The sequence below is a fragment of the Nonomuraea glycinis genome (genome assembly GCF_014646515.1).
In the GTDB taxonomy this organism is placed as follows: domain Bacteria; phylum Actinomycetota; class Actinomycetes; order Streptosporangiales; family Streptosporangiaceae; genus Nonomuraea; species Nonomuraea glycinis.
Genome location: NZ_BMNK01000005.1, coordinates 80732 through 94609 on the forward strand (window position 1 = coordinate 80732; position 13878 = coordinate 94609).

A 13878-nucleotide genomic window follows, 5' to 3' on the forward strand; every position below is an offset into this window, starting at 1 on the left:
GTCCGCCGAGCCGCATGCGGTGCGCGAGCTCATCCGGCCTCGTGCTCGTGAGGCCGGATGAGCCGGTGCTATTGAGCGGTCATCGTGATCTCGGCGGGCACATCTCGGCTTCCGTTTCCTCGGTGAGGATGCTGATCGGGTTGCCCCAGTCGCCGTTGATGTTGGTGACGACCATGTGCTTGCCGTCTCGGGTGCCCATCGCGTACGTCCAGGAGCCGTGGATCCTGCCGCCGTTGCCCCAGACCGTCACGCCGCAGGACAGCTTCTGGGAGAAGATTCCGAGCCCGTAGGCGGTGTTGTCGATCCACTGCGCGCCCTTGGTGGAGACGGTGGTGAACATCTCCTTTTGCAGCGCGGGCGGCAGCAAACGGCCGTTCAGCACTGCCCGATAGAAGGTGTGCAGGTCGTTCATGGTCGAGACGATGCTGCCGGCTGACCCGGCCCAGGAGGGGTTCATGTCGGTGAGGTCGTAGGGGGTTGTGGTGTCCTCGCCGACCGGGAACTTGACGTAGTGCCGTGCGTGCGGCTTGCGCAGCTTCGTGTCTTCGCCCGGCAGGTACGTCTTCCGCAGGCCGAGCGGGCGGATGATGCGCCGGTTGATCTCTTCGGCGTAGGACCTGCCGGTGACCTTCTCGATGATCATTCCGGCGAGCGTGAAGTTGGTGTTGGAGTAACCCCACCCCTTGCCAGGCGCGAAGGAGGGCGGGTTACGCATGGCTGTCTTCACCAGTTGCTCGGGACGGTAGCTATTGAAACGGGCCTTGAGGAAGGCGGTGCTCCACTGTTCGGTCGCCAGGTCCGCATCCGAGGTGTAGGAGAAGATGCCGCTGGTCTGGTTGAGCAGTTGCCTGACGGTGATCTTGCTGCCGTCGTGGCCGTTGCCCTTCACCACGCCAGGCAGCCACTTGTCCACGGTGTCGTCCAGGCTCAGCCGGCCCTCGGCCACCAGCTTCAACACCACGACCGCGACGAACGTCTTGGTGGTGCTGCCGGCCCGGAAGTACTCCTGCCGGCGGCGCTTGAGGCCGGTGTCGGTGTCGGCCACGCCTGCCGTACCGAACCATGACCTGCGGCCGTCACGGACTTCAGCCATGGCGCCGGGCATGCCGTCGGCCACGGCTCGGTCAAGCACCCGCTGGAGCCGGGCGTGGTCGTCGGTGTGGCGGTCGGCGTGGACGCCGGCCGCCGCCGCCGACGCGCTTACGGTCACGGCGACTGCGGCGGCGAGCAGGCAGGCGGTGGTGGTGCGGAGGATCTCGGTCATGGGTCGATCGCCATTCATACAGGTGGAGTGTTGGTGTAGGGGAATACGTGAGTCAGCTGGTGACACGGTGGAGCAGGATGTCGCCCTAGGTGACGTGGGCGTCGAGCTCGACGGTGTTGCCGTCGGACACCTCGGAGTCGTCGCCCAGGTTGTCGTGGACCCTGCCGAGCGCGGTCTTGGCGTCCGCCAGTACGGCGGTGCCGTTCGAGTACGGCGGTGCCGTTCGGATCCCGACGTTGATCGTCCCGGCGCCGACGTCCAGATCGGCGCGCCCGCGCGCCATCGCGCCGACCTAGACGGCGCCTTGCTCGACGGTCATGCGCAGGCCGTCTTCTGCCCGGTCCACCGTGACGTTCCCGCCGCCGTTGCCGATCACGGTGGCGCCGGTCCTTGACCGTCAGGCGGCCGCCTGCGTAGGTGATCGGGGGTTCGCTTTCAGCGGGGGTCGCTGGCGGGCGGCGTGCTTACGCACCGATGGAAACGCCGAACTCCGCTTCGATGACTTTGAACATGGGGTCCCAGGACTTCCACTCGGTGTTGGTGTGCACGGCGACGGTGTGCCGGCCATCGGGAGTGCCGACCGCGAAGAAATAGGAGCCCCAGAAGCTGCCGCCGACGCCGCGCAGCGTCCGGCCGCCGGTCGCCTGCTCGTCGAACTCGAACATGCCCAGGCCGTAGCGGGCGTACGGCATCCAGTAGCCGCCCTCGGTGGAGACCGTGGTCCACATCTGCCGGTGCTGTGCGGGCGGCAGGAGGCTGCCGGTGGTCATCGCGTTGAAGAAGCGGATCATGTCCGTCGTAGTGGAGACGACGTTGCCGGCCGCGTAGCCCAGGGAGGAGTTGAGCTCGGTGACGTCCAGAGGCGGCAGGCCGGGCTCCTCCATCAGCGATTCCCAGTTCTCCGGGGTGACCGCGGCCGGGTCGGCGCCGTCCTTGAGGAACTGGTGGGAGTAGCCTCGCGGGTGCGGACTGGGGTAACCGGTCTCGGTGGTGGGGCGCACGCGGGTGTGGGTCAGGCCGAGCGGCTGGACGACCCGGCGGTCGACCTCGTCGGCGTAGCTGTTGCCGGTGACCTTCTCGATGATCGCGCCGGCGATGTAGAAGCCGCCGTTGGCGTACTCGAAGCGTTCGCCCGGCGCACCGACCGGCGACTGGGACACCGCCACCCGCAGCAGTTCCTCGGTGCTGAAGGTGTCGAAGCGATGCCGGTCGAACCCGGAGCGGGTGGCGTAGCGCTGGCTGACCTCCGGGGCCAGGCCGGTGGCGAACAGGCCGCTGGTGTTGCTGAGCAGGTGCTTGATGGTGATCTTGTCACCGTCGTAGCCGTTGACGTCCAGCACGCCGGGCAGGTGGGCGTTGACCGTGTCGTCGAGGCTGAGGCCGGCCTCGGCCTCCAGGGCCAGAAGCGTCGCGGACGTGAAGGCCTTGCCGCTGCTGCCGGCGTGAAAGTACTCCCCCGGCACGCGCGGGGAGCCGGTTTCGATGTCGGCCACGCCGGCGGTGCCGAACCAGGTGCGGTCGCCGTCCTTGACCTCGGCGACGATGCCGGGAATGCCGACCTCGGCCACCGACCAGTCGAGCACCTGCTGCACGTTCTCGTGGGCTGCCATTGCACTACCTTTCGGACGTTTCTTCCGTACGTCCTCCACGGTGTCCACCGGCGCTTACATGCGTCTTAGAACGCTCTTTTAGCCGGTATGGCGCCACTTTCAAACGGCACGTGCGCGTCTTCGTGCTCATAGCCTTTGTGCATGCGGATGGAGTTGCTGGGACCGGTCCGGGCCTGTGCCGACGATGGCACGCCGATCGAGGTCGGCGGCGTCATGGTCCGAGCGCTGCTGGCCCGGCTGGCTCTGGCCGAGGGAGAGATGGTGCCGGTCGACGCACTCGTTGACGGCCTGTGGGGGGAGCATCCGCGCGGTGGCACCGTGAACGCACTGCATGGACTGGTGCATCGGCTGCGCAAAGCTCTGGGCGAGGCTGAGGTCGTGGAGAGGGCGGCCGGCGGGTACCGCCTGCACGTACGCGCCGAGGACGTCGACGCCTGTCGGTTCGAGGAGAAGGCGAAGCGGGGCGGTCGCGAACTGGCCGCGGGTGACGTGCGGCGAGCGGCCTCGCTGCTGGACGAGGCGCTGGCGCTGTGGCGGGGAGACGCGCTGGCCGACGTGCGTGACACCCCCTTCGCCGCCACGGCCGGCGCGCGGCTGGACGAGCTACGGGTCGCGGCCATGGAAGACCGTTTCGAGGCGGAGCTGCGACTGGGCCACCACGACGAGATCCTGGCCGATATGGCGGCGATGGCCGCCGGTCACCCGCTGCGCGAACGGCTGGCCGGATTGCGCATGCGAGCGTTGCACGCGGCAGGCCGCCAGTCCGACGCGCTGGCCGTGTTCGGCCAGGTCCGCGGCACCCTCGCCGAGGAACTGGGCGTCGACCCCTCCGAGGACCTCCGCGAGACGTACCTCGCCGTACTGCGGGGTGAGCGGGATTACCCCCAGGCGCGACAGGCCCGGCCGCACGCAGTGCCAGGACGTCTGCCCGCCCAGCTGACCAGCTTCGTCGGCAGGCAGGAGGAGCTGAGGTTGCTGGCCGGGTTGCTGGAGTCCTCCCGGCTGGTCACCGTCGTGGGCCCCGGAGGAGTGGGCAAGACCCGGCTGGCCGTGGAGGCCGTGAGCCGGCATCGGGTCCATCAGCGAGGCCGGGCCTGGCTGGTCTCCCTGGCCGCGGTGAACACGGCCGACGGGCTGGTGGAGGCGGTGCTGAGCACGATCAGCCTCGCCGGAGCCCAGCCGGCCGGCACGCTACTGGAGCGGGTGGTCAACCTGCTCGCCGGTGGTGAAGGCGTGCTGGTTCTGGACAACTGCGAACAGATCTCCGGAGCCGCCGCGGAGTTCGCCGGGCAGGTGCTGGAGCGCCAGCCGGACCTGACCATCCTGGCCACGAGCCGGGAACCGCTGGACGTCATGGGTGAGGCGCTGTGCCGCCTGGGACCCCTCGGCCTCCCCCCGGGGCACGCGGATCGCGATCGTGTCTCCGCATCGGCCGCGGTGCGGCTGTTCCTCGACCGGGCGGGAGCCGTACGACCCGGCTTCGCACTGGACGCGTCGACCGCTGGGCCGGTCGTGGACATCGTGCGCCGGCTGGACGGGCTGCCGCTCGCCCTGGAACTGGCCGCGGCACGCCTGCGGACCATGAGCGCCGAGCAGATCGCCCGGCGGCTGGATGACCGCTTCCGGCTGCTCAGCACCGGTAACCGGACCGCCCAGCCCCGCCAGCAGACGCTGCATGCGGTCATTGAGTGGAGCTGGGATCTCCTCACCTCACAAGAGCGCACACTGGCCGCCCGAATATCGATATTTCCGGCGCGGACGGGTATCGCGGTGATCGAAGCGGTCTGCGCGGATGAGACGCTTCCCGCGGACGAGGTCGTCTACCTCCTGGACTCCCTGGTCGACAAATCCATCGTGGAGCGGGCCGGCGACGGCTACCGGATGCTGGAAACCATCCGGGCACACGCGGCGGGGAAGCTCCGACTCGCAGGAGAGACCGACGCCGTCCTGCGTGGGCTCACCCGGTACTTCGCGGACCTGGCCGACGAACACGAGCCGCTGCTGCGCTCGGACAAGCAGGCGGAGTCGCTGCGGCTGTTCCAGGCCGAGTACGACAACCTGATGTACGCCCTGCAAACGGCCATCGACGGAGACGACGCCGAGACCGCGGCCCGGATGCTCGGACCGCTGTACTGGTACTGGGTCATGCTCCGCTACGACGCCCGGGCCGAGACCTACATCGCCAAGGTCACCGAGTTCGGCGACGCGCTGCCCGCGGACGCCCGCGCCGCGTTCACCGCGATCCACCTGGTGGGCGTCGAGGGCGGGCCGATCACTGACCACGAGCGGCTCCGCGCGCTCATCGGCGACTGCGCGCGCACGGGCGCGCTGCGCCGCTATCCGATGCTGCTGACGATAGTGCTGGTGATGGCGGCGATACTCGGGCTGGACGAGCTGCTCGATCAAGAGATCGCCCGGGTGCGCAGCGGCTCGGACCGCTGGGCGATCGCCTGCACCTTCATGATCGAAGCCATGCGCCATCGCGAACAGGGCGACCGGGAAGGCTTCGCGACCGCGATGACCACGGCACTGCGCCTGTTCGAGGAGACGGGCGATCGGTGGTGGACGGCGAAGGCGCTGTACGGCCTGGCTCAGATCCACGCCATCGCCGGAGACCACGACCAGGCGATCACCGCCTACGAGCATAGCCTCGCGATCGCCACCGACCTCGGCTCGCAGGACGAGGTCTCCACCCGGCTCGGGCTCGCCACGGAACGCATGCGCGCCGGCGACCTGGCCGGCGCGAGGCGTGACATCGACACCGCCGAACGAGCGGCCTGGCGGCGTGGACAGCCGGCGCTGGAGATCGAGGTGCTCGGCGTCCAAGCAGAACTGCACCGCCGCTCCGGAGAGGTCGAACGCGCCGATCAAGCGCTCGACCGGATGGAGGCGCTCCTGCGCAAGCTGCCCCAGTCGGCGGAGGCCATCGACCCTCGGCTGCTCCTCGCTCGGGTAGCCAACCTCCTCACCGCTGGCGACGCCGTACGCGCCCGCGAACTGATGCCCCGCGCTGTTGAGGCGGCGCAGGCGATCATGGATGCTTCCTTGGCTGCTCAACTCCTGGCCAGGCTACTGTTGCTGGAGGGCGATCCGGCAGGCGCGGCCACCGCGCTCGGCCTGAGTCAGACCATCCGCGGCGCCTTCGACCACGGCGACACCGAACTGCGCTGCCTCACGGAGATGCTCGCGGAGTCGCTCGGCCGTACCGACTACGACGGCGCCTATGAACGCGGCGCCGACCTGACCCCACACGAGGCCACCGACCGTCTGACAAAGTTACGTGTATAAGTCCAGGGTGGCAGGGGTATTTGAGCCGATTGTCGTACATGAGGCAGGCCAAGGACGAAGAAAAGAGCAATGTGCCGCACAGGTCGGCGAAGTTCGGCAGCACCCAGTGGGTCTCCGTTTGCTTGTCCATCGCCTGTCTCCGTGCGATCACACAGCTCACCGGGAGCGGGAACTCACGTGGGTTCGGCATCTCAACGCCTGTTCGCCCCGTGCGTTCAGCGCGCTGAATGTCGCGAGGGAGGGTCAGCGGAGGGCGGCTTCGAGCGCGTCCGGCGGGGCGGGATCGACGATGACCTGGCCGTACTCGTCCATGTTCCCTGGTGAGGAACTCCAGGCCGACGTCGGCGGCGCACGTCCCGCCCCGCGGCCGGGTGCGATAGGCGGCATGTCGCTCATTGTCGCTTGGCAATCACGCATAGTGACGAAAAATGATGCGGCCTCTCTTTGCCGGAGAGGGTCTGGAACCTACTCCTTGACGAGCCGCTGACTCCCTACGAGGAGGACGAGCGGACGATCAGGCGGGGTTCGATGACGGTTCGGTGGGCGGGGCGTTGGGGGTCGGGGTCCGCCAGGCGGGCCGTGAGCAGGGCGAAGGCCGCGCGGCCGATGGCCGACTTGGGCGGGCGGACGGCCGTCAGGGGCGGGTCGCACAGCTCGGCGACCTCGTCGTCGTAGGTGACCACGGTGAGGTCGCCCGGCATCCGGATGCCGCGTTCCTGGCAGCGTTCGACCAGGCTGATCGCCTCCGGGTCCGAGTGCACCAGCAGCGCGGTCGCGCCTGAGGACAGGCACTTGTCGAGCACCTCGTCGAGCTGCTTGGGCCACTCGGGGTGCCGCTGGTCGACCGTGGTGACGTCGAGCGCGCCGTCCAGCCGGAGGCCGAGCTCCTCGCACGCCTGCCGCCAGCCGCGCCGTACATGCGGAGCCGTCGGACTCTGCAGGGTCGTGACCACCCCGACGTGTCGGTGGCCGAGCGCGGCGAGGTGCCGTACGGCCATCGTGGCGCCGAGCGCGTGGTCGCTGACCACCGACTCCATCGCCTCCTGGTAGGGCCCGACGGTGGCGGTGCGTTCGATGAGGACCACCGGCACGTCGGTGTGCTGCAGCCAGCGCACCAGCGCCTCCCCGTCGGCGCCGGTGGTGGTGGGCGCGACCAGCAGCCCGTCCACCCCCAGCGACTCGACCAGCCAGGAGAGCTGGCGGCGCTCGTCGGCGGCCTGGTAGGTGGCCCCGCGCAGCACGATCCGGGCGCCGGACGCCGCCGCGGCCTCGCGGACGCCGCGGATCACGTCGGGCCAGTAGTAGTCGAGCGACGGTACGACGACCCCGATGGTGAGCTGTCCCGCGCGGGCGGCCACCGGATGCGGCGCCGCCTGCGGGGGCGGCGCCCCCTCCGGGTCCTTGACGGCGAGCGTGTCCGCGAGCGCGCCACCATGGAGTACGGCCCCGCCGCGCACCCGGCGGATGATCCCCTGAGAGGCGAGCAGCGCGATGTCGCGCCGCACGGTGATCGCGGAGACGTCGAGCTCCGTGGCGAGATCATTGACGCGTACGACCCCGCGCCGGCGCAGCAGCTCGACCACCTGGGCACGCCGCTCGTCAGGCAGCGGCGTAGGAGCTTCGGGAACGGTCATGCGCGCACCTCCACAGGCAGCGACGTGGGGAAGCGGGAGACAGGCGGCGACGTGGGCACGGTCATGCGCGCACCTCCACCTGGACCTGGAGTGCGCCGCGTGCCGTGTCGGGCAGGCGCAGCTCCAGCCGGGTCAGCCGCTCGCCCCACACCGAGGAGAGCATCGGATCGTCCAGCTCGCGGACGGTGAGCGAGCCCGTGGCCAGCTCCGGGTCCCAGCTGACGAGCACGTCGCGGGCGCCCTCCAACGGCCGCACCACCACCTGCCCGGAGGCGAGCTCCACCCGCCCGGCCAGCAGGAAGTGCAGGAAGCTGGGCGAGGCGCCGTCGCCGTCGAAGCTCCAGGCGTCCTCGATCGTGACGAGCGACGCGGCCCGGTCGAGCCGGGCCGTCCGCCGCCACTGCCGCAGCCCTTCCACCGGGTACGCCGCCGCCAGATCCATCCGGGCCGCGAAGACCCCGGACTCGTCCGTCACCTCGACGTCGCGCGCCAGGAACCGGCGGCCCTGCCCCTGCGCCGTGCCCCGTACCTCAGGAACGCTGTGCCAGTCGCTCCGCATCGTCCAGATCGCGTACCGGTCCGGACTGAACGTCTGCGCGGTGTACATGGGCCGCCCGGCGTCGACGATGACCGGCACCCCGTCCACGGCGACGACGACGGTGCCGACATCGTTGTGGTTGTGGTTCTCGTCGTTGTGCCCGCCCTTGATCGCGAGCGTGAGGCCGAGCGATGTCCCGGCGGCGGTTCGCGCGAGGCCCACCTGGGTGCCCGGCAGCCAGACGCCGGGGACCAGGGGCGGCGCGCCCGGCACGACCCGCCGCCACTCGGCGTCGGCCAGCTCGATCAGCGCCCGCCCGAGCTCGGCCGAGACGGAGACCGCGCCTCGATGGGCGGCGGCGTGCCGGGCCACGTCCTGCTCGCCCAGCCGGCGACCCCACCGGTAAGGCACCTGCCAGGGCACCTCACCGGACGGCCGGGCCCGCGCGTCGGCGAAGTTGAGGTACCACGGCCCGCCCAGCTGCATGCGGTGCGGGAAACGTACGGTCTCCCGGACGACCGGCACCCGCGCGGCGCTCAGCGTCCCCGAGGTGGCGTGCTCCAGCACGTCGAGGGCCTCCAGCGCGCGGCAGGCGCCGTTCCACCAGTATTCGTAGCCCTCGTCGATCGAGCCGTCGTCCGGCAGCGCCGCGAGGTAGCGGTCGATGCCCTCGACGGCGAGCGCCACCTGCCGCGCCCGCTCGTCGCCCGGCTCGCTCAGGCGCAGGGCGGCCACGAGGATGTTGCCGCAGATCCACGGGCACCAGTTGTGCACGTGGCCGTCGAGCCCGAGCCAGTGCCAGTCGCGCCGCCGGGTGAACGGCTCCAGCACCCGCACGCGCACCTCCGCCCGCACTCGCGCACGCAGCCCTGGGAAGCGCGCGTCGAGCCGCGCCCCGAGCGCGTGGTCGGCCCAGGCCAGCTGGGCGGCCACGTCGGCGGCGCCCAGGTCGAGGCAGGGCTCGCCCAGGTCGGGCAGGACCGTCCCGTTGGGCCGGCACGACTCCTCATGGGCCGGCCAGCACCACGAGCTCTGCTCGCACAGCAGCACCATCCCGTCGGCGGCCTCGTCCAGCCACCGCTCCGCCCCGCTCGCCACCGCCATCAGCACGGCCCGGGTCAGCCGGTCCTGACGCTCGAACACCTGACTCTCGTAGTCGGTACGGTTTCCGTCTCCGGCGCGGAAGTAGCGCGCGTACTGCGAGGCCAGCGGCTGCGGCCACGGTGTCCCCCGCTCGGCCTCGGCCCGCGCCCGCACCGCACTCAGCGGATCTCCGTCACCGTCGGCGGCGGGAGGCGCCGGTAGCGCGGCGTCCGGCGGCAGCAGGCTGTGCGCCAGGCGCTCCCAGGAGGCCGCGGCTCCCCAGGCGGTGAGCAGCGGACCGGGGTCCGTGGTGTCCGGGCGGCGGATCGGGGAGCCGGTTGCGGTGTTCGTCATAGTCCTCCTCGCGGGGACCCATAGTACCGATCGGATTTGATCGAAGATGAATCAACAGAGCACTCCACCGGACCAAGCGATCGGGTGCAGTCGCCAACATGCGCCCCACCCGAGGCCGTCGGCCGGGTTCCCGGTGTGCTAACTGCTTTCGAAGGCGATGACTTCTTCCAAGGCGCGCCGCAGCATGGCGACCTGGTCCCCGCCGAGATGCCGCGACCACCGCTGCTCGACATCCGCGAGGATCCGGGCCGCTGCGACCTGGGCCATCCTGCCCTGGCCGGTCAACCGGATGATCTTCGCGCGTCGATCGCCCGCATCGGCCACCCGTTCGACGTAACCGTGATCCTCCAACTCGCCGACCAGTTCGCCGATCGCCTGCTTGGTCAGTCCGGAGCGTTCGGCGAGGGTGGTCAGTCGCGAGCCTTCGGCGTCGATGAACCGGAAGACGGAGCCGTGCACGTACCGGATTCCCTCGAACCCTTCATCGGCCAGTCGCTGGTGAAGTCGCCCGAGTGCGATGTCCTTGGCCTGTGTGAGCAGGGTGGGGAGCGGCACTCTGGGCTCGTCTTCTCGTCCGGATCGCGTCGTCATCAGCGTGCGCGGTGCCCTTCCTCCAAGCGATTTCGTCAGGCAGCTTGACGGTATCAGCACGCATGGTAAAGTCGCCTGACTGTCAGGTGGCTTGACTAATTCCGAAGGGCTGAAAATGCGAAACCCTGCCGAACAGCGCGAGCAGTTCGCGGCCATGCTCACCAGGCCCATACCCGCGGATGTCCACTCCTCGGCGACGACACTCGGCGGGCGGCCGGCGCTGGAGCTGCGGATCGAGGCGCCCGGCACGACCGGCGAGGACGTGCTGCTGTACTTCCACGGCGGCGGTTTCGTGGTCGGGTCGGCTCGTGTCACCGCCCACCTCACCCTCGCGCTGCTGCGGCACCTCGACGGCCGGGCGGTCTCGCTCGACTACCGGCTGGCGCCGGAGCATCCGTTCCCGGCCGCGCCCGACGACTGCCTGGCGGCCTACCGCGAGCTGCTGGACTCCGGCGCCGACCCCCGGCGGCTGGTGATCGCGGGTGACTCGGCCGGGGCCGCCCTGGCCGTCATCACCATGATGCGCGCCCGAGACGCGGGCCTGCCGATGCCGGCGGGGGCGGTCCTGTTCTCGCCGGCGGTCGATCTCACCCTCAGCGGCCCGAGCATGCGGTCCAAGAACGGGGTCGACCCGATCTTCACTCCGGCCGATCTCGAGTGGTACTTCGATCAGTACATCGCCGGCGGTGACAGATCGGGGCCTGAGGCGAGCCCGGTCTTCGCCGACCTCGCCGGGCTGCCGCCCCTGCTGATCCAGGTCGGCTCGAGCGAGGTGCTGCTGGACGACGCCGTACGGCTGGCCGGGCACGCCGGGGCCGCCGAGGTCGCGGTGACGCTGGAGGTGGTTCCGGGTAAACCGCACGTGTTCCAGCACGACGGATCAGCCGAGGCGGAAGCGGCGCTGGAGCGGGCCGGTCAGTTCCTGGCGCTCCGGCTTCGTGGTGATCTTTAGAATACGGTGATCGCGGAGCTCTCGGATACCCGAGGCGGACCGGTGGGGGGAAGTGCGTAGGCGTGTCCGAGCAGGGCGGAGCCGGGGTGGGCAGGAAGAGATGGTCCCGGTCGCGGAAGTGGTCGTCGATCACGCTGGTGGTCGCCGTACTGCTGGCGTCCAGTGCCGTCGGGCTCTACCGGCTCATGAACGCGCGAACGTTCCAGCTCGCCGGGGAGCTCGTGCACCGGGTCGAGACGGACGAGAAGGTCGTGGCCCTGACCTTTGACGACGGGCCCGACGAGCATGCCGAGGAGATTCTCGACGTGCTGGCGGAGGAGAAGGTGAAGGCCACCTTCTTCGTGGTGGGCGCGCAGATCCAGAGCGATCCCGGGCGCGCGGCGGCGCTCGTCAAGGCGGGGCACCAGCTCGGCAACCACACCTACAGCCACCGCCGGATGGTCTTCGTCTCCTCCGGCACCGTCGCGGCCGAGGTCGAGCCCACCGACGCGCTGATCCGGCAGGCGGGCGAGCGGAGCGAGATTCCGTTCCGGCCGCCGACCGGTAAGAAGCTGCTGTCGCTGCCGCTCTACCTGGCCGAGCACGGGCGGCGGACGGTCATGTGGGACGTGGAGCCCGAATCGGCCGGCGACCCGACGGCCGCCCAGCTCGTCGCCACGGTGCGCGAGCAGGTTCGGCCCGGCTCGATCGTCCTGCTCCACCCCTGGTACGACAGCGGGCAGCGGACGCGGGGCGCTCTGCGGGGCGTCATCACGGGCCTGCGCGCCGACGGCTACCGCTTCGTCACGATCGCCGAGCTGCTCGCGCGCTGACCGGAAGGCGCAGCGCCGGGCCTGGGGCGTGAAGTGCCCGGGGTACGGGCAGGGGAGGGCTTCGCACGGGGAGGCGGGACGCCTTTCGCGCCGGGAGAGGGGACCGATGGCGGAGAAGAGCGAGGACAGGTGCGAGCGGGTGGCTCGCGACGTTCTGGGTCTGGAGGAGCTGCGGCCCGGCCAGCTGGAGGCGATGGCGGCGCTGGCCGACGGGCGCGACACGCTGGCGGTGATGCCGACCGGGGCCGGGAAGTCGGCGATCTACCAGGTGCCCGCGCTGCTCCTGAAGGGACCCACGCTCGTGGTGTCGCCGCTGATCGCGCTGCAACGTGACCAGGTGGAGGCGCTGCGCGAGCGGGACGAGGAGGCGGTCAGCCTGGACGCGACGACGTCGGCGGGGAAACGGGCCTCGTCGTTCGAGTCGTTGCGGGCGGGCGAGACGGAGTTCCTGTTCTGCGCGCCCGAGCAGCTCGCCCGGCAGGACGTGGTACGCGAGCTGGCCGCCGCGAAACCGTCGCTGCTGGTGGTGGACGAGGCCCACTGCGTGTCCGCGTGGGGGCACGACTTCCGCCCGGACTACCTGCGGCTCGGCGCCGTCGCCGAGGCGCTGGGCCACCCGGTGATCGCGGCCCTGACCGCCACGGCGGCGCCGCCGGTGCGGGCGGAGATCGTCGAGGGGCTCGGCATGCGCGATCCGCTGCAGGTCGTGCGGGGGTTCGACCGGGCCAACATCCGGCTGGAGGTACGCAGATCCGACGGCGACGGCGTCGAGCAGGTGGCCGAGGCGGTCGGGGAGCTGGACGTACCCGGTCTGGTCTATGCCGGCACCCGCAGGCGGACCGGTGAGCTGGCGGGGCGGCTCGTGGCCGGCGGCGTCAGGGCGGCGGCCTATCACGCGGGCCTGCGCCGGGCCGAGCGTGACGCGGTGCAGGAGGCGTTCATGGCGGGGGAGGTGGACGTCGTGGTGGCCACCAGCGCCTTCGGGATGGGGATCGACAAGCCGGATGTCCGGTTCGTCGTGCATGCGCAGGTGCCCGGATCGCTGGACTCGTACTACCAGGAGATCGGCCGGGCGGGCCGGGACGGGGAGCCGGCCGCCGGCGTGCTGTTCTACCGCGAGGAGGACCTGGGGCTGCAGCGGTTCTTCACCGGCGCGCTGCCGGACGAGCAGACGCTCGCCCGCGTCGCGGAGGCGGTGCGGGACGGTGGGCGGGCGGACCGCAAACGGCTGCGCGAGCGGCTGGACCTCACGGCGCGGCGGCTGACCTCGCTGCTGAACCTGCTGGAGAAGGCGGGCGCGGTCAAGCTTGGCACCCGTACGGTCACATGGTCGGGACAGGAGCCGGCCGAGGCGGCCCGGGCCGCACGGGCGGTGGCCGAGCGGCACCGCGACATCGAGCGGACCCGCCTGGAGATGATGCGCCGCTACGCCGAGCAGCGGGACTGCCGCCGGGTGTTCCTGCTCGGCTACTTCGGCGAGCAGCTCGCCGAACCGTGCGGCAACTGCGACACCTGCCGGGCCGGGACGGCGGCCGAGCGCAACGGCGTCGAGGAGGGGCCCTTCCCGATGCACGCCCGCGTCGAGCACACCGTGTGGGGGCCGGGAGAGGTCATCCGCCGGGACCAGGACCGGCTCACCGTGCTCTTCCGCGACGGCGGCTACCGCGAGCTCCTGCTGTCCGCCGTGCTGGAAGAGGGGCTCATGCGCGAGCTGCGATCCGATGCCCCCGATCGGGTGTGAAGCACCGTTTT

11 protein-coding genes are annotated in these 13878 nt (G+C 70.7%); 4 read left to right on the forward strand and 7 right to left on the reverse strand.

Going from position 1 to position 13878, the window contains the following annotated elements; translation table 11 throughout:
• Positions 1-79: 79 nt before the first annotated feature.
• From IEY87_RS16310 to IEY87_RS16320, 3 genes are all read right to left on the reverse strand, one after another.
• Positions 80-1264 carry a serine hydrolase domain-containing protein gene (locus IEY87_RS16310; RefSeq protein WP_189139517.1) on the reverse strand — a complete coding sequence of 395 codons (1185 nt, stop codon included), beginning with the start codon at positions 1262-1264 and terminating at the stop codon, positions 80-82.
• Between the two features lie 85 nt (positions 1265-1349).
• Positions 1350-1547 carry a hypothetical protein gene (locus tag IEY87_RS16315; RefSeq protein ID WP_189139518.1) on the reverse strand — a complete coding sequence of 66 codons (198 nt, stop codon included), beginning with the start codon at positions 1545-1547 and terminating at the stop codon, positions 1350-1352.
• A 181-nt stretch (positions 1548-1728) separates the two neighbouring features.
• Entirely contained in the window at positions 1729-2874 is a 1146-nt protein-coding gene (locus IEY87_RS16320; RefSeq protein ID WP_225277072.1) for a serine hydrolase domain-containing protein, read from the reverse strand.
• A 141-nt stretch (positions 2875-3015) separates the two neighbouring features.
• Here IEY87_RS16320 and IEY87_RS16325 point away from each other — a divergent pair, with 141 nt between their 5' ends.
• The gene (locus IEY87_RS16325) at positions 3016-6162 is read left to right on the forward strand and encodes an ATP-binding protein (protein ID WP_189139520.1); all 3147 of its coding nucleotides are present in this window, start codon (positions 3016-3018) and stop codon (positions 6160-6162) included.
• Positions 6163-6405: 243 nt separating this feature from the next.
• On the opposite strand, the gene IEY87_RS16330 is transcribed toward IEY87_RS16325, so the two are convergent.
• From IEY87_RS16330 to IEY87_RS16345, 4 genes are all read right to left on the reverse strand, one after another.
• A complete protein-coding gene (locus IEY87_RS16330) occupies positions 6406-6549 on the reverse strand; it encodes a hypothetical protein (RefSeq protein WP_189139521.1) in 144 nt (47 codons plus the stop codon).
• A 104-nt stretch (positions 6550-6653) separates the two neighbouring features.
• Complete coding sequence (locus IEY87_RS16335) at positions 6654-7796, reverse strand: substrate-binding domain-containing protein (protein WP_189139522.1); 1143 nt, start codon at positions 7794-7796, stop codon at positions 6654-6656.
• 61 nt (positions 7797-7857) lie between these two features.
• Positions 7858-9771 (reverse strand): heparinase II/III family protein, encoded by a 1914-nt coding sequence (locus tag IEY87_RS16340; RefSeq protein WP_189139523.1) that lies wholly within the window; start codon positions 9769-9771, stop codon positions 7858-7860.
• A gap of 138 nt (positions 9772-9909) precedes the next feature.
• Complete coding sequence (locus IEY87_RS16345; protein ID WP_189139524.1) at positions 9910-10326, reverse strand: MarR family winged helix-turn-helix transcriptional regulator; 417 nt, start codon at positions 10324-10326, stop codon at positions 9910-9912.
• Positions 10327-10477: 151 nt separating this feature from the next.
• On the opposite strand from IEY87_RS16345, the gene IEY87_RS16350 reads away from it, so the two are divergent.
• The 3 genes from IEY87_RS16350 to IEY87_RS16360 all read left to right on the forward strand — a co-directional run bounded on the left by IEY87_RS16350 (position 10478) and on the right by IEY87_RS16360 (position 13867).
• Positions 10478-11314 carry an alpha/beta hydrolase gene (locus IEY87_RS16350; protein ID WP_189139525.1) on the forward strand — a complete coding sequence of 279 codons (837 nt, stop codon included), beginning with the start codon at positions 10478-10480 and terminating at the stop codon, positions 11312-11314.
• A gap of 62 nt (positions 11315-11376) precedes the next feature.
• The gene (locus IEY87_RS16355; protein ID WP_225277071.1) at positions 11377-12126 is read left to right on the forward strand and encodes a polysaccharide deacetylase family protein; all 750 of its coding nucleotides are present in this window, start codon (positions 11377-11379) and stop codon (positions 12124-12126) included.
• A 106-nt stretch (positions 12127-12232) separates the two neighbouring features.
• Positions 12233-13867, forward strand: a complete 1635-nt coding sequence (locus IEY87_RS16360) for a RecQ family ATP-dependent DNA helicase (protein ID WP_189139526.1) — start codon at positions 12233-12235, stop codon at positions 13865-13867.
• Positions 13868-13878 lie beyond the last annotated feature (11 nt).